Annotated in this window: 15 protein-coding genes; all 15 read left to right on the top strand. The window is 37.7% G+C overall.

What is annotated here, in order from left to right; genetic code table 11:
• The first annotated feature begins 185 nt into the window (after positions 1-185).
• Positions 186-1220, top strand: coding sequence for a recombinase RecA (gene recA / locus bsdcttw_RS14355; protein WP_185255538.1), 1035 nt, complete (start codon positions 186-188; stop codon positions 1218-1220).
• Entirely contained in the window at positions 1220-1816 is a 597-nt protein-coding gene (locus tag bsdcttw_RS14350; protein ID WP_185255537.1) for a regulatory protein RecX, read from the top strand. The genes recA and bsdcttw_RS14350 overlap by 1 nt, the downstream gene beginning before the upstream one ends.
• Before the next feature lie 254 nt (positions 1817-2070).
• A complete protein-coding gene (locus bsdcttw_RS14345; RefSeq protein WP_185255536.1) occupies positions 2071-3405 on the top strand; it encodes an MFS transporter in 1335 nt (444 codons plus the stop codon).
• A gap of 88 nt (positions 3406-3493) precedes the next feature.
• Positions 3494-4450 carry a phosphotransferase family protein gene (locus bsdcttw_RS14340; RefSeq protein ID WP_185255535.1) on the top strand — a complete coding sequence of 319 codons (957 nt, stop codon included), beginning with the start codon at positions 3494-3496 and terminating at the stop codon, positions 4448-4450.
• Between the two features lie 115 nt (positions 4451-4565).
• Positions 4566-6299: a diguanylate cyclase domain-containing protein gene (locus bsdcttw_RS14335; RefSeq protein WP_185255534.1), complete on the top strand. Its 1734-nt coding sequence runs from the start codon at positions 4566-4568 to the stop codon at positions 6297-6299.
• 129 nt (positions 6300-6428) lie between these two features.
• Entirely contained in the window at positions 6429-7862 is a 1434-nt protein-coding gene (locus tag bsdcttw_RS14330; protein WP_185255533.1) for an acyl-CoA carboxylase subunit beta, read from the top strand.
• Between the two features lie 74 nt (positions 7863-7936).
• Positions 7937-8308: an OadG family protein gene (locus tag bsdcttw_RS14325; RefSeq protein ID WP_185255532.1), complete on the top strand. Its 372-nt coding sequence runs from the start codon at positions 7937-7939 to the stop codon at positions 8306-8308.
• A 33-nt stretch (positions 8309-8341) separates the two neighbouring features.
• Entirely contained in the window at positions 8342-8779 is a 438-nt protein-coding gene (locus bsdcttw_RS14320; protein ID WP_185255531.1) for an acetyl-CoA carboxylase biotin carboxyl carrier protein subunit, read from the top strand.
• A gap of 26 nt (positions 8780-8805) precedes the next feature.
• The gene (locus tag bsdcttw_RS14315; RefSeq protein ID WP_185255530.1) at positions 8806-10236 is read left to right on the top strand and encodes an oxaloacetate decarboxylase subunit alpha; all 1431 of its coding nucleotides are present in this window, start codon (positions 8806-8808) and stop codon (positions 10234-10236) included.
• A 183-nt stretch (positions 10237-10419) separates the two neighbouring features.
• Entirely contained in the window at positions 10420-10980 is a 561-nt protein-coding gene (locus bsdcttw_RS14310; protein WP_185255529.1) for a GNAT family N-acetyltransferase, read from the top strand.
• Positions 10981-11107: 127 nt separating this feature from the next.
• Positions 11108-11899 (top strand): TrmH family RNA methyltransferase, encoded by a 792-nt coding sequence (locus bsdcttw_RS14305; RefSeq protein ID WP_225903666.1) that lies wholly within the window; start codon positions 11108-11110, stop codon positions 11897-11899.
• A gap of 120 nt (positions 11900-12019) precedes the next feature.
• A complete protein-coding gene (locus bsdcttw_RS14300) occupies positions 12020-12601 on the top strand; it encodes a GNAT family N-acetyltransferase (protein ID WP_207726412.1) in 582 nt (193 codons plus the stop codon).
• Positions 12602-12690: 89 nt separating this feature from the next.
• On the top strand, positions 12691-13062 hold the full coding sequence (gene ylxM, locus bsdcttw_RS14295) for a YlxM family DNA-binding protein (RefSeq protein WP_185255527.1): 372 nt from the start codon (positions 12691-12693) through the stop codon (positions 13060-13062).
• A gap of 46 nt (positions 13063-13108) precedes the next feature.
• Entirely contained in the window at positions 13109-14455 is a 1347-nt protein-coding gene (ffh, locus tag bsdcttw_RS14290; RefSeq protein ID WP_185255526.1) for a signal recognition particle protein, read from the top strand.
• A 247-nt stretch (positions 14456-14702) separates the two neighbouring features.
• Positions 14703-14948 (top strand): 30S ribosomal protein S16, encoded by a 246-nt coding sequence (rpsP, locus tag bsdcttw_RS14285; protein ID WP_185255525.1) that lies wholly within the window; start codon positions 14703-14705, stop codon positions 14946-14948.
• Positions 14949-15013: the final 65 nt, after the last annotated feature.

Genomic DNA, 15013 nt, shown 5'->3' with positions numbered 1-15013 from the left:
GGATTATTCACAGATTATTTTAACATTTACCGGAGACAGCTCTAAGGTGAATAAACGTCAGATAATGGAGAGGGTGATTTAAACTCAATAATTTTAATACAGTTAATTTATATTTTCATTGACAAATGAAAGAAGATACGCTATTATTAAAAAAAGAACATAAGTTCGTATAAAGGAGAGGAAATATGTCAAAAGAAGATAAGAGCAGAGCATTGGAATCAGCCCTTGCACAGATTGAGAAACAGTATGGAAAAGGCTCCGTTATGAAACTTGGTGATACGGCAGCGCATATGAATATAGAAACCGTTCCTACAGGATCCATTAGCTTGGATATAGCATTAGGTCTTGGAGGGATACCCAAAGGAAGAATTATTGAAATCTACGGACCGGAATCCAGTGGTAAGACAACAGTAGCTCTTCATATGGTAGCAGAAGTTCAAAAGATAGGCGGAATTGCCGGATTCATTGATGCAGAGCATGCCTTAGATCCTGTATATGCCAAAAAAATAGGTGTAGACATTGACAATCTTTACATATCACAGCCGGATAACGGAGAACAGGCATTGGAGATTACGGAAACAATGGTACGTTCCGGTGCGGTAGATATTATCATAGTAGACTCTGTAGCAGCTCTGGTTCCTAAAGCTGAAATCGACGGTGATATGGGTGATTCTCATATGGGCTTACAAGCCAGATTAATGTCTCAGGCTCTCCGTAAATTAACAGCAGCTATCAGTAAGTCCAACTGTATTGTAATCTTTATCAATCAGTTACGTGAGAAAGTCGGAGTAATGTTTGGTAATCCTGAAACTACTACAGGCGGACGTGCCCTTAAGTTCTATTCCTCTATCCGTATGGACGTTCGTAAGATTGAAGCATTAAAACAGGGCGGAGATATTGTAGGTAGCAGAACTCGAATAAAGGTGGTTAAGAATAAGATAGCCCCTCCTTTTAAAGAAGCTGAATTTGACATAATGTTTGGACAAGGTATTTCCAGAGAAGGCGATGTTCTGGATTTGGCATCCAATGATAATATTGTAATAAAGAGCGGTGCATGGTATGCGTATAACGATGCTAAGATTGGTCAAGGCAGAGAGAATGCCAAGCAATTCCTGAAAGAGAATCCGGAAGTCTTTAATGAGATTGAGAAAAAGGTTAGAGAGAAGTACAATATAACCGCCGGAGCAGTAATTTCCCAAAAGGAAGCAGATGAGCAGTAATGATTGTAACGGGTTTAGAACAATACGGTAAGAATAAAGTAAAAGTATATTTGGAAGAAGAATATTACTTCATGCTTTATAACAGAGAGATTTATCGATATGGTCTTAAGGTGGACAAGGAAGTTTCTGATTTGATTGTAAAAGAACTTAATGACCATATGGTTAAGAGAGCTAAACAAAAAGTAATGGCTTTATTGAAGAGTATGAATCGTACAGAAGCTGAGCTTAGAGCTAAGCTTGCTCTTTCTGGTTATAGAGAAGCGGCAATTGACGAAGCAATCGAATATGTTAAGAATTATCATTACATCGATGATTCCAGATATGCAGCCAACTATGTACGTTTAAAAAAGCAGAATAAGAGCCGTAGGCAGATCATCGGAGAACTCAAACAAAAAGGGGTATCAGATGAAGAAATAGAAGAAGCTCTTGGAACTGAATATGACAACGAAGAGGAAGCAATTAAGAGAGAAATTCTGAAGAAAGCAAAGGATATAGACAATCTGAGCAGGGAAGAAAAACAAAAATTAGCTGCGAAACTCTATCGTAAGGGATATGGAATGGACCTTATCAAATCACATGTCAAACTTGATTATTAAGTAATATTGGTAGATATATCCCAGTAGGTATATCCTAGTAGAATAAACTATACGAAACAGAAGTACTTGTTGAAGAATTCTGATTCGTATAGTTTTTTATGTCTTTAGCATTTAAGTGAGCAATGAAGTTAAACAGAGTAGGATTATATTCAGGTAATAAAAAGAAAGACTTGTATTATACAGGATTTATGCTACTATTATTGGTAACAGATAACAACTTAGAGATGCACAAAGGCTGTGGGAGGAGTTATTACATGAAGAAACGCTTGCAGAGTTTAACTGCAGCTGCCTTTAAGAAAAGCATCATTTCTTCTTTTTTACCGGAAAATAATGCTCTGCTTATGTTTACTATCGAAGGAGTTCTATTTGCGATAGCAACGAACATTATTAATAATAACAATAATTTATTTGCCCTCCGGCTGGGAGCAACGGATGCACAGGTAAGTCAAGTGACTGCCATCCCCCAGTTTGTAGGGCTTCTTGTATTACTTCCCATTGGGATATTAACAGATCGATTGCGTAATAAAGGTCTTATGGTCAGACTTTCTTTACTGGCACTTGCCTTCTTTTATTTACTTATTGGCTTTGTACCATTTTTGGAGCATTATCGTTTTTTGGTATTTTTGATACTGTTAAGTTTGTCTATGGGGCCAATGACCGGTTATAATGCCAGTTGGCAGGCATATTTTTCGGATGTTGTTCCATTTGAAAAGAGAAATCGTGTTTTGACAGCACGAACGGGTGGAATGTTTTTTATCAATGTTGCCTTACCCCTTGTAACAGGTGCTCTGCTTGCATATTCTACTGAACTTAGCTACAAGATAAAAGTGCATCAGATATTTTATTGGTTTATATTCGCCATGTTTCTATTGCAGGTGGTAGCTGTTGCCAGGATTAAAGGTGGTGTTACAGAAGGGACAGATTCCCTTAGTCTGACTCACTTGAGAGCTTCAATAAAGGATATCATAAAATATAAACCATTTATAAAATTTCTTGCCGGAGCACTTTTTTTCTATGTTTTCTGGCAAGCGGACTGGACACTTTATTTCTTAGGTCAAGTTAACTATCTTAAGATGAATGAAGCATGGCTAAGCTATGCTGCGATTGGAGCGGCACTTGCCCAGTTTGTAACTATCGGCCTTTGGAGCAGGATAAATGAAAGATTCGGACCAAGATTTGGTGTTATTTTCGGTAATTTAGGACTTGCTTTTTGCCCTATATGTATGATGATTTCTACGAGTCTTCCAGGGAAGGCGGGAATGATAACCTTTCTTGTATTGAATACATTAGCTAATTTAGCCTTTGCTACGATACCATTAAATCTACCGCAATATCTGCTCTCTGTGATACCGGAGAAGAATAAAACCATTAGTATTTCGATTTATACGGTATTTATCACTCTGAGTAATGCAATTATGCCAATGGCAGGAGTTAAAGCCTATCAGCTGCTTGGAAACAACATTCATGCATTCCGAAGGGTTTTCCTGATACTGTTTCTATTTCGTATAGCATCTACCTTTCAATGGTATTTAAGTTATAAAAGCCATAAGAGAGAACTTGAAAATGAAAAACAAATATCCGGAATATAAAACAGTAAACGAAATAACAGCAGATTCTATAGAATTGTACATTCTCAAATAAAACGTTTTCAGTAAAAAATAAGGTGAAGGGGAAAAAATGAATAGTAAAACAAAGAACAGCGTAAGTGAAGAAATACTTGAAAAAATGGCCGATAAGGCTTTTCCTATGGAAAAAATAAAAAGTGCAAAAGAACTCACGGAAGGATACTTTAATACTGCATACCTAATTATCTTTGAAAGCGGATTTGAAGCGATTCTTAAAATTGCACCATTAAAAGAAATTCAAGTTCAAAGTTATGAAACAGACATTATGAAAGCAGAAGTGGAGTGCATGGAACTTGTTCGGCAGAGAACGAAGGTTCCGGTGCCAAAAGTTCTTTTTCATGATTTTACTCACACAATTTATGAAAGTGATTACTTTTTTATGTCCAAATTAGAGGGAGATAGTTTAAACAGCATGAAAGAAACTCTTACGGATGAAGAAAAGGATTCAATTGAACTGAATACCGGTAAGTACAATAAAGAGATAAATTCCATTACCGGTGAGGGCTTTGGATATTATAATAAGGTGGATGGGCATAGACCTTGGTTTGAGGTATTTCGTGGATTTTTAAAAGATTTGTTTGGGGATGCTGAGAGAATTAGCTTGGATATTGGCCTGGACTATACTTCTGTTGAAAGGTTGTTGGAAAAACACAAAGAGTTTTTTAGCGAAGTAACTACTCCAAGACTGGTACACTGGGATCTTTGGGAGGGTAATATTTTTATCAAAGATAAAACGATTACGGGACTCATTGATTTTGAACGTTGTATGTGGGCTGACGTACTTCTGGAAGTAGGATTTCGTTCACATAACCAAAAGCCGGACTTTTTAGAAGGATACGGTAAAAGGACCTTTACAGAAGCTGAAGATGTTAGGATTCTATGGTATGACTTATATTTATTTGTCGCGATGTCAATGGAATGTGATTATAGAGGTTACCCGGATAGAGGTATGTATTACTGGGCAAAGGAGCAAATAGAAAAAACATTTGCAGAATTAAAGTTAAAATAAAATATATTGTGTGCGAGATAAGGAAAAAAATGTTGTTTTTGGAAAAACATAATGGTATAATGCGATAAAATGAATTAATTCTTATAAAGCCTATCGGCATGGAGGGGTTACTATTATGAGGAAGCATCTAATTTTTATTTTCTCCTTTCTTTTTGCCGTCGCACTGAATTTGCTTTGTTTAAGTAAAGGAATCTACATTCTTGCACATAATTTATACTATTTTCCTATCATTGTTGGTGTGTTTTTTTATCATAAAAAAGGTTTGCTGTTAAGCGGGTTGGTCTTGGCGGTTTATTTCGCTACAGCACTTACATATAGAGGCAGTAGTATATATTTTACTATTGTAGTTATACGCGCAGCCTTAATGATTGGATTAGCTCTTCTTATTTATTTCTTATATGATTTCTACATCAAGAATATGGAAGAGAATAGAATAAGGCAAAAAAGGTTTCAGATAATTCTTTCAGCTATCAGAGATGGAATTATAGTGACGGACGGAAAAGGGAATATCGAGTTTATTAATGATAAGGCAAGGACTATCTGTGATCTTACAGATAAAAAGACGAGGAAAAGACCGCTAGGGGATTTGATGAAGGTTTATTCGAAAGATGGAACTCTTATTCACTTAGGTATGCTGAATAATCAGACTGAGACCTGTCTTGAGCCACGCACAGAAAGTGGTTATGTAATACATGAGAATAAAAGCCGCAGAGATGTAGAATTATACATAGCCCCTATCATGAATAGACAAGGGGTGCAAAAAGGTAATACAATAGTTATTCATGATTCGACTGTTCAAAAAGAGGCGGAAGAGAAAATTCAATATCTGACCTACCATGACAAACTTACAGGGATAAGTAATCGAAGACACTTTGAAGAGCAGCTTATTAAGCTTGACGTGCCTGATAATTATCCTATATCAATTATCGTTGCAGATGTCAATGGGTTAAAATTAACCAATGATGCCTTTGGACATATAGTCGGTGACAAGCTTTTGATTGCCGCTGCAAACTCTCTTCAAAAGGTATGCAGACCTGAAGATTTGGTTGCGAGGTGGGGTGGGGATGAATTCATCCTGCTCTTACCGAATACCGATGAACAGTATTCATCTGAAATTATCCAAAAGGTGCTTGATAATAATAAACATGAGATGATAGATAGTATCTTTCTTTCTGTATCTATGGGATATGCGGTTAAATATCATAAAGAGGAAGATCTGGAGAGAATCATAAAGCAAGCAGATGACATGATGTATAAAGAGAAACTTTCTGTCAGCAGAAGTGTTAAGAACAAAACCGTGAACATTATTCTTCAAACACTTTATGTAAAAAACGAAGAAGAAAGAGCTCATGCCATGGGTATAAGCCGTCTTGTCAACCGATTGGAAGGAACTTTGAATTTAACGAAGGCTGAAATTACAGACCTGCGTGTTCTGGGACAAATACATGACATTGGTAAAATAACCATTGATGAATCTGTATTAAATAAAAAAGAAAGTCTTACCGAAGAAGAGTATGAAATGATAAAACGGCATTCGGAGAAAGGGTATCAGATAATAAAAGCATCTCCTGAATTAATGTATCTTGCTGATGAGGTGTTATGCCATCATGAAAGATATGATGGCACCGGTTATCCAAGAGGCTTAAAGAAAAATGATATACCAAAGCTTGCCAGAATACTTACGGTAGCGGATGCTGTTATTGCAATGCTATCAGACAGACCTTATCGGAAAGCACTTTCATTGGAACAAACCATTTCTGAATTAAAGGAGAACTCGGGTACTCAATTTGATCCGGAGATTGCGGAAGTCTTTATACAATTATTACCTACATATAAAATGGATTTTTAATCAAAGTTTCCTGCTTCTTTGCAGGAAACTTTTTTTAAAACCTTGAAATTACCGGTAATTTATCCTATAATATAATAGGCAGAAAGTGTGAATTTATATTTATAATATAGAAATAATTGGAGGCAGAAGATGAATACGGCTAAACAATTGTCAGCAAGGGAACGAATCAATGCTCTTCTTGATGATAACAGTTTTGTGGAAATTGGCGCTTTGGTTACAAAGAGAAATACGGATTTTAATCTGAGTCAGAAGGAAATTTCTTCCGATGGCGTTGTGACCGGTTACGGAATCATAGATGGAAATCCAGTATATGTATATAGCCAGGACAGTTCCGCCGGAAATGGTACAATCGGCGAGATGCATGCGAAAAAAATAATAACACTTTATGATTTAGCACTTAAGGTAGGTGCACCGGTTATTGGATTAATCGATAGCGCCGGGTTAAGATTACAGGAAGCCACCGATGCACTAAACGGCTTGGGAGAAATCTATCTAAAGCAGACAATGGCATCAGGTGTAATACCTCAGATTACCGCAATATTAGGTCCTTGCGGCGGTGGGCTTGCTGTTCTTAGCGCCTTAAGTGATTTTTCTTTTATAGCAGAGGAAAAAGGGAAACTGTTTGTAAACTCACCCAATGCGCTGAATAAAAATTTTACTGCAAAATGTGATACGTCCTCAGCAAAATTTCAAGCAGAAAATGGGAATGTTGATTTTGTTTGCGAAGACGAGAGTGCAGTTATTGAAGCTATCCGTGAGCTTGTGGCATTACTTCCGGCAAGTAATGAAGATGATGCATCATATGATGAATGCTTTGATGACCTGAATCGTTTGATTCCTGCAGAAGTTTTTTCAGATAAGGATACATCAGCTATTTTAAAGGAAGTATCCGATGATAAGTATTTTCTCGAAGCTAAGACAAGCTATGCGAAGGAAATGGTTACCGGGTTCCTTCGCCTGAATGGAATGACAATTGGAGCAATTGCAAACCGAAGAGCAGTTAAGAACGAAGAAGGAGAGATTCTCTTTGAACATAATGGAACCCTTACAACAAAAGGATGCTTAAAAGCTGAAAGATTTGTACGTTTTTGTGATGCATTCCATATACCGGTATTGTCATTGACCGATACGGAAGGGTTTCAGACGGAAGTCATGGAAGAGGCAACGGTAGCGGCTTCTATAGCAAAGCTTACCTATGCATTTTCATCTTCTACTGTTCCTAAGGTAAATTTAATTATCGGAAAGGCTTACGGAAGTGCTTACCTTACAATGAATTCAAAACATTTGGGAGCGGATATGGTATTTGCTCTAGAAAAGGCATCAGTTGGTATGATGGACGAGAATGAGGCAGTAAGCATAATATATGATAATGAACCTGTGGATTTGAAAGAAAAGGCGTTAGAGTACAGAGAGCTCCAGGCAAGCGCTGTATCGGCGGCAAAGCGTGGTTATGTAGATGCTGTCATAGATGAATGCTCTGCAAGAAAGCATTTGATTTATGCCTTTGAAATGCTCTTTACAAAGAGTGTGCCTGCTGGAAATAAAAAAAGAGGTACAGTATAGCCGGCAGATAGAAGCTTTCAGACATGAAATTCGTGCGGTAGCGTATTCTACGTACAGATAGGAGCAAATAAGATATGAGTTTGTTAGGATTTTGTGAGAACACCGGTTTTCTTACTGCGGGTTTCGCATTAAAAATCTCCGATAAAATTCCCGATGAATTTTTGGATATAGTAGTAATTCTTGGACTAGTCTTTCTGGCACTGATTGTAATCATGGGAATCATAAGTATTATTAGATTCTGTATATCACTTACCGGAAACATGTATAGGGTAAATGAAAGCAAGAATCAGACGGCAGAGATAACAGCAGAAAGGCAGATTGGACAAGGCACGGAAAATGCAATAAATGACCCTCAGTTAGTGGCTGTAATAACAGCAGCAATAATGGCATCTATGGAAGATGCGCCGGCAGATGGACTTGTTATACGATCGATTAGAAAAAAATAATTTAAGTTGCCTATTTTAAGGAGGAAATTAAATATGAAGACTTATACAGTTACAGTTAACGGAATAGCCTATGATGTGGCAGTAGAAGAAACTACCGGACGTCCCGTAAGAGAATACAGAACCGTTTCTCCGGCTGCCGCTCCTGTACCAGCACCGGCTGTTTCAGCCGCACCAGCTACTACTCCAGCCGCACCGGCCCCCGCACCAGCTGTCGCAGAAAACACTTCTGCAGTACCGGCTACAGGCGGATCAAAGGGAAGAATTTCTATAGATGCCCCGATGCCAGGTAAGATTTTATCTGTTAAAGCTTCTATCGGACAGAACATCAAAAAGGGTGAAGTGATTCTGATTCTAGAAGCCATGAAGATGGAGAATGAAATTGTATCACCGGAAGATGGTGTTATTGCAAGTATTGATGTAACCTCCGGGGATTCCGTTGAATCCGGTACACCACTTGCTACCTTAAACTAATTGATTGACATAAAGGAGGCATACCGATGAACGAATTGTATAACAATTCGGAACAAATAAAAAGACCGGTTAAAATTACCGAGACAATATTGCGTGATGCTCATCAGTCGCTGATAGCCACCAGAATGACCACTGACCAGATGCTGCCCATAATAGAAAAGATGGATAAGGTAGGATATCATGCGGTAGAGTGCTGGGGAGGCGCTACATTTGATGCGTCTTTAAGATTTTTAAAAGAGGACCCTTGGGTTAGGCTGCGCAAGCTAAGAGATGGTTTTAAGAATACGAAGCTGCAGATGCTGCTGCGAGGACAGAACCTTTTAGGTTACCGTCATTATGCTGATGATGTTGTGGAGTATTTCATTCAGAAATCTATTGCTAACGGTATTGATAATATTCGTATATTTGATGCATTTAATGATATCAGGAACCTGACAACTGCTGTAAAGGCGACAAAGAAGGAAAACGGACATGCTCAGATTGCAATAGCTTACACTTTAGGTGAGGCTTACACTACAAGTTATTTTACAAAACTTGCGAAGGAAATTGAGGCAATGGGAGCGGACTCCTTATGTATAAAGGATATGGCAGGCTTGCTGGTGCCTTATGAAGCCTCTGCTTTAATAAAAGCTCTGAAAGAATCTGTAAATATTCCAATCGATGTTCATACTCATTATACCAGCGGAGTAGCATCAATGACTTATATGAAAGCGATTGAAGCAGGCGCTGATATTATTGATACAGCCATGTCTCCTTTTGCTATGGGCACCAGCCAGCCGGCGACTGAAGTTATGGTTGAAACCTTTAAGGGAACGCCGTATGACACCGGATTGGATCAGCAGTTATTAGCGGAGATTGCTGATTATTTCAGGCCATTAAGAGATTGTGCTATGGAAGAAGGAATCTTAAATCCCAAAGTTATGGGCGTTGAGATTAAAACACTCTTATATCAAGTGCCTGGAGGAATGTTATCAAACCTAATGTCTCAGTTAAAGGAACAAAAAGCTGAGGATAAGTACTATGAAGTTTTGGAAGAAATACCGAGAGTGAGAAAAGACCTTGGTGAGCCGCCTCTGGTAACTCCTTCCAGTCAGATTGTGGGAACCCAGGCAGTGTTAAACGTCATTGCAGGCGAGCGTTATAAGATGGTTACAAAGGAAACGAAAGCAATTCTCTCCGGTGAATATGGCAAAACAGTAAGGCCTTTTGATGAAGAAGTCAGAAATAAAGTAATTGGTGATATTAAACCGATTGAATGCAGACCTGCTGATTTGCTGGAACCGGAACTTCCGGCTATGGAAGAAGCGGTAAAAGACTGGAAAGAGCAGGAGGAAGATGTGCTGTCCTATGCACTGTTCCCTCAGGTTGCCTTGGAATATTTTAAATACCGCCGTACACAGGAAACAGGTGTTGATCCTTTTCTGGCTGATTATGAGAATAAGGCATACCCGGTCTAGATTTAAATTGTTTTATATAAATAATTGAAGACAAGCAGGTCTAATAAAACAGTGAATGTTTTCTTAAGGCCTGCTTGTGTTTTAATAAGATTATAATGGATTTTTAAGATATGAAAGCTTTTATGCCTCTCTCAATTCTGATATAATTCTGGTTAAATGAAAGGTTTCGAAGGGAGTATTTCGATGGGAATAGTATATGAAGCAGACAGAATAGCTATTAGAGAGTTGGAACTAGAAGATACGGAACTTTTTGCAATTTGGTGGAATAACGGAGAGCTGATGAAAGATGTCGGATTTCGAACTGGTATGGGAATTACTGCGGCTTCTTTGGAGGAGGATTTTGCAACAGAAATAGCAGATAAAGACCCATTCAGAAAGCGAAGACGGTATGTAGTTGTTGACAAGAAGAAACATCTTCCCTTGGGAGAACTTGTTTATGGTAATCTGGATATGGAAAAAAGGAGTTGTGGGATTGGACTCAAGATTTGTGAGATTAGTCAGCAGGGAAAAGGTTTGGGTTACGAAACTTTAATTGCCTTTATGAAGTATTTAGACAATAAGTTTACTCTAAAGGTCTATGAAATTGATACTTTAGCAGATAACATAAGAGCATATTCCTTATATAAAAAAGTAGGATTTCATGATGTTAAAACGGTGGAGAAATTTTGGGCGGACCAGGATGGAATTTTTCATGACTTGATATTTATGGAACTTAAAAGAGAAGAGTTCTTTAATGTACATTGAATACAGAAAATTACTAAGAGTATCTTACACTCTTACAAAAATGTCATCAGATAAGGAAAATAAAAGCATGAAATATTCTTAACAAGGTTGACGTTTTTATATACAGGTTATAATATGGTGAAAGAGAATGCATCAAGTACTTTCTATAGGTAATAACAAAAAAGTATCTGATGTAAAAACGAAAGAAATGGAGCAGAATATGGAAGCTGTAAAGCCATATAAAAAAGGAAGTGATTATTCCTATAGTTTGGGAGCCTTTCCAACCTATGAACTAATTGCAGGAAAAAAGGAAAGAGTTAGAGGTGTTTATATTCATTCCGGTTATACGGATAAGGAAAGTATTCAAAAAATCTGCAGGGAGAACAATATTTCGGTACTTTCTGATGATAAACTCTTTTCAAAGGTCAGTGATAAAGAAAACTGCTATGTTTTAGGCGTGTTTGATAAATATACCGATACCTTAAAAGAGGATACCTCCCATATTGTTCTTGTAAATCCAAGTAATATGGGGAATCTGGGTACTATACTTCGTACTGCCCTGGGCCTTGGAATTAAGGATATCGCATTAATAACTCCTTGTGCAGATATATTTAACCCTAAGGTAATCAGAGCCTCTATGGGTGGGCTATTTAAGTTAAGGGTTCAGTTGTTTGATTCTTTTGAAGAGTATCGAGCAAAATATAAGAAGCAGGAAGTATTCACATTTATGCTAAACGGTGAGAATACCTTGGAGATACAAAATTGCCCTCGGAGTGAACTTTTTTCTTTGGTCTTCGGTAATGAGGCAACAGGACTTGATGATTCCTACTTAAAGGCTGGTACCAGTGTCTGCATTCCGCAATCTCCTGAGGTGGATTCTTTGAATATCACTATAGCAGTAGGTATAGGAGCCTTTTTATTTACTCATGCTGGGAAATGAAAACCAAAGAGACAGATAGAATAATAATGGCAGAAGAGAAATCTAAAAAAAACTAAAAGCGATTAAAAGAAAGGATGCCGCTATAGTATTCGTATTATGCGACGGGCAATGGAAATTAATATGGCAAAAACAGAAATCAGATTGGCTACTTTAGAAGATGCGAAAGAAATCTATGCTATTTATGAACCTTATATCTTAAATACAGTAATTTCCTTTGAATACGATAAAGTTCCTCTTGAAATATTCCAGGAAAGAATCAGAAAAATATCTTTTCAATATCCTTGGCTGGTATATACCATTGATGGAGAAATTGCTGGATATGCTTACTGCTCTTTACACAGAGAAAGAGCTGCATACGCTTGGGACTGTGAATGTTCCGTATATATAAAAGATTCCCAGCATAAGAAGGGAATTGGGACAGCACTCTATAAGGCTCTCTTTGAATTAGTTCAGGCGCAGGGAGTTTATAATATTTATTCTCTTATTTGTGTACCGAATGAAGGCAGTGTAGCACTACATAAGAAGTTTGGATTTACGGAAGTTGGTACTTATTATAGAACTGCCTATAAATTTAACGAATGGCGTGATTTACTAGTAATGGAGAAACATCTTAGAGAGACAGAAGGGGCTCCGGGTAAATTAATACCGGTAAATGAATTAGAGAAGGATTTTGTAAAAGAAGTTCTAAAAAAATATGTTTAAGCAATAGGAACAAAAATTCCTTGACAAAGGTATAGTAATTAGGTATACTAGCACCTGTAAAGAAAAAAACTTTACACACAGGAGCTTTTATGGATAATACAGATATCAGCCAAAAGCTGCAGGAAAAAGTTCATCTATCACTCCTATTTGATTTTTATGGAGAATTATTAAAAAATCACAATAAGCAGATATTTGAGGATTACATCCTTAATGACCTCTCTCTGGGTGAAATTGCCGAAGAACAGGGTATCAGCCGGCAAGGGGTATATGATATTGTTAAGAGATGTTCCAAACAGCTTGCGGATTGTGAAGAAAAACTTGGTCTGATTCATAAGTTTAAAGCGACCAGAGAGATGGCAGAGAAGATACGTACTCTTGCTGCAGAACTGAAAGTAGAACACAAGGAAGAAACGATACAAAGCATTCTCACCTTGTCCCAGAATATAATTGATGCATTATAGATAATCTTAAACTTATTAATATACAACGATTGCAGGAGGTTCCCGGATGGCATTTGAAAGCCTTTCTGAAAAATTACAAAATGTATTTAAGAACCTTAGAGGCAAAGGACGCTTAAGTGAAGCAGATGTTGCCACCGCGTTAAAAGAAGTTAAGATGGCATTGTTGGAAGCCGATGTTAATTTTAAGGTGGTTAAGAACTTTATTAAGACCGTTCAGGAGCGTGCCGTTGGACAGGATGTTATGTCAAGTCTTACTCCTGGACAGATGGTAATTAAGATAGTGAATGAAGAGATGGTAAATCTCATGGGTTCTGAAACAACTGAGATTTCCTTTAAACCGGGTAATGAAATAACAGTCATTATGATGTGCGGCCTACAGGGTGCTGGTAAAACCACCACCACAGCAAAACTTGCCGGTAAATTTAAAGCAAAAGGTAAACGGCCGCTTTTAGTTGCCTGTGATATCTATCGTCCGGCAGCTATCGAACAGTTAAAGATTAACGGTGATAAGCAGGGTGTGCCTGTTTTCTCTATGGGGGATAAGCACAAACCCGTTAATATTGCAAAGGCAGCTCTGGAGCATGCGAAAAGCAATAATATGAATGTGGTAATCATAGATACCGCAGGACGTCTTCACATTGATGAAGATATGATGAATGAGCTTATTGAAATCAAAGAGAATATTCAGGTTCACCAGAGTATTCTGGTTGTGGATTCCATGACAGGTCAGGATGCTGTTAACGTAGCGGAACATTTCCAAAATAAGATTGGTATAGACGGTGTCGTTCTTACAAAGCTTGACGGTGATACCAGAGGCGGTGCAGCACTCTCAATCAGAGCAGTAACCGGTCGCCCTATTCTCTATGTGGGTATGGGAGAGAAACTCTCAGATCTGGAACAGTTTTATCCGGATCGTATGGCATCCAGAATCCTTGGAATGGGAGATATCCTGACATTAATTGATAAAGCTCAGGCAGACTTCGATGAGGAAAAGGCTAAACAGCTGGAGAAGAAATTAAAAAAAGCAGAATTCGATTTTAACGATTATCTGGACCAGTTACAGCAGATTAAAAAAATGGGCGGTATTAATGATATTCTAAAGATGATGCCCGGTGTCGGCGGCCCCCTTAAGGATGTTGAGATAGAAGACGATGCTTTTAAGGGAGTGGAATCAATCATCTATTCCATGACAAAGGCTGAAAGAGCTAATCCTGATATACTGAATCCTTCCAGAAAGAAAAGAATTGCAAATGGTGCCGGTGTTGATATCAGCGAAGTTAATAAAATGGTAAAACAGCATGAACAGATGAAAAAGATGATGAAGCAGATGTCCGGTATGATGGGCTCTAAAGGGATGAAGAAAGGTAAGTTTAAGATGCCTTTTGGCTTCTAAGCGGAACTTGTTCTCACTTTTATAAATAGTTTCTTCAAACAGGAGACTGAAACACAGATAGCCTGTGATATGTATGAGATTTGATTGTCAGGTTATATTAAAATATAACTTTTCAATATATTTTAGAAACATTCAATTGTTTCTAGCATCAGATTTATGGCGGTACAATCACCGCCTTTATCAGAAATTTGAAAAGTAATTTCTGATAAGCTATATTATAAACACAAGATTTTAAGGAGGTGAAATCATGGCAGTTAAGATCAGATTAAGAAGAATGGGTCAGAAAAAGGCTCCTTTTTATAGAATCGTAGTTTCAGATTCCAGGTCTCCTAGAGACGGAAGATTTATCGAAGAACTCGGTACTTATGATCCTACAAAAGAACCCAATGCTTTTAAGGTAAACGAGGAAGCAGCAAAGAAGTGGTTACAGAACGGTGCCCAGCCTACTGAAACAGTTGGCAATTTATTTAAAAAAGCAGGAATTACAAAATAATTTTCTGTTTGACATTTTTAAGGAATGATGGCATCTTGCCGTAAATTCCGGTTTATGGTAGATAA

This window comes from Anaerocolumna chitinilytica (genome assembly GCF_014218355.1).
Classification (GTDB): Bacteria; Bacillota; Clostridia; order Lachnospirales; family Lachnospiraceae; genus Anaerocolumna; species Anaerocolumna chitinilytica.
This window is presented reverse-complemented; position numbering and strand designations above follow the sequence as displayed.

What these genes read in the sequence shown, in the direction of transcription:
- recA (WP_185255538.1), top strand. Translation starts at nt 186, where the DNA reads ATGTCAAAAGAAGATAAGAGCAGAGCATTGGAATCAGCCCTTGCACAG.
- bsdcttw_RS14350 (WP_185255537.1), top strand. Translation starts at nt 1,220, where the DNA reads ATGATTGTAACGGGTTTAGAACAATACGGTAAGAATAAAGTAAAAGTA.
- bsdcttw_RS14345 (WP_185255536.1), top strand. Translation starts at nt 2,071, where the DNA reads ATGAAGAAACGCTTGCAGAGTTTAACTGCAGCTGCCTTTAAGAAAAGC.
- bsdcttw_RS14340 (WP_185255535.1), top strand. Translation starts at nt 3,494, where the DNA reads ATGAATAGTAAAACAAAGAACAGCGTAAGTGAAGAAATACTTGAAAAA.
- bsdcttw_RS14335 (WP_185255534.1), top strand. Translation starts at nt 4,566, where the DNA reads ATGAGGAAGCATCTAATTTTTATTTTCTCCTTTCTTTTTGCCGTCGCA.
- bsdcttw_RS14330 (WP_185255533.1), top strand. Translation starts at nt 6,429, where the DNA reads ATGAATACGGCTAAACAATTGTCAGCAAGGGAACGAATCAATGCTCTT.
- bsdcttw_RS14325 (WP_185255532.1), top strand. Translation starts at nt 7,937, where the DNA reads ATGAGTTTGTTAGGATTTTGTGAGAACACCGGTTTTCTTACTGCGGGT.
- bsdcttw_RS14320 (WP_185255531.1), top strand. Translation starts at nt 8,342, where the DNA reads ATGAAGACTTATACAGTTACAGTTAACGGAATAGCCTATGATGTGGCA.
- bsdcttw_RS14315 (WP_185255530.1), top strand. Translation starts at nt 8,806, where the DNA reads ATGAACGAATTGTATAACAATTCGGAACAAATAAAAAGACCGGTTAAA.
- bsdcttw_RS14310 (WP_185255529.1), top strand. Translation starts at nt 10,420, where the DNA reads ATGGGAATAGTATATGAAGCAGACAGAATAGCTATTAGAGAGTTGGAA.
- bsdcttw_RS14305 (WP_225903666.1), top strand. Translation starts at nt 11,108, where the DNA reads ATGCATCAAGTACTTTCTATAGGTAATAACAAAAAAGTATCTGATGTA.
- bsdcttw_RS14300 (WP_207726412.1), top strand. Translation starts at nt 12,020, where the DNA reads ATGGCAAAAACAGAAATCAGATTGGCTACTTTAGAAGATGCGAAAGAA.
- ylxM (WP_185255527.1), top strand. Translation starts at nt 12,691, where the DNA reads ATGGATAATACAGATATCAGCCAAAAGCTGCAGGAAAAAGTTCATCTA.
- ffh (WP_185255526.1), top strand. Translation starts at nt 13,109, where the DNA reads ATGGCATTTGAAAGCCTTTCTGAAAAATTACAAAATGTATTTAAGAAC.
- rpsP (WP_185255525.1), top strand. Translation starts at nt 14,703, where the DNA reads ATGGCAGTTAAGATCAGATTAAGAAGAATGGGTCAGAAAAAGGCTCCT.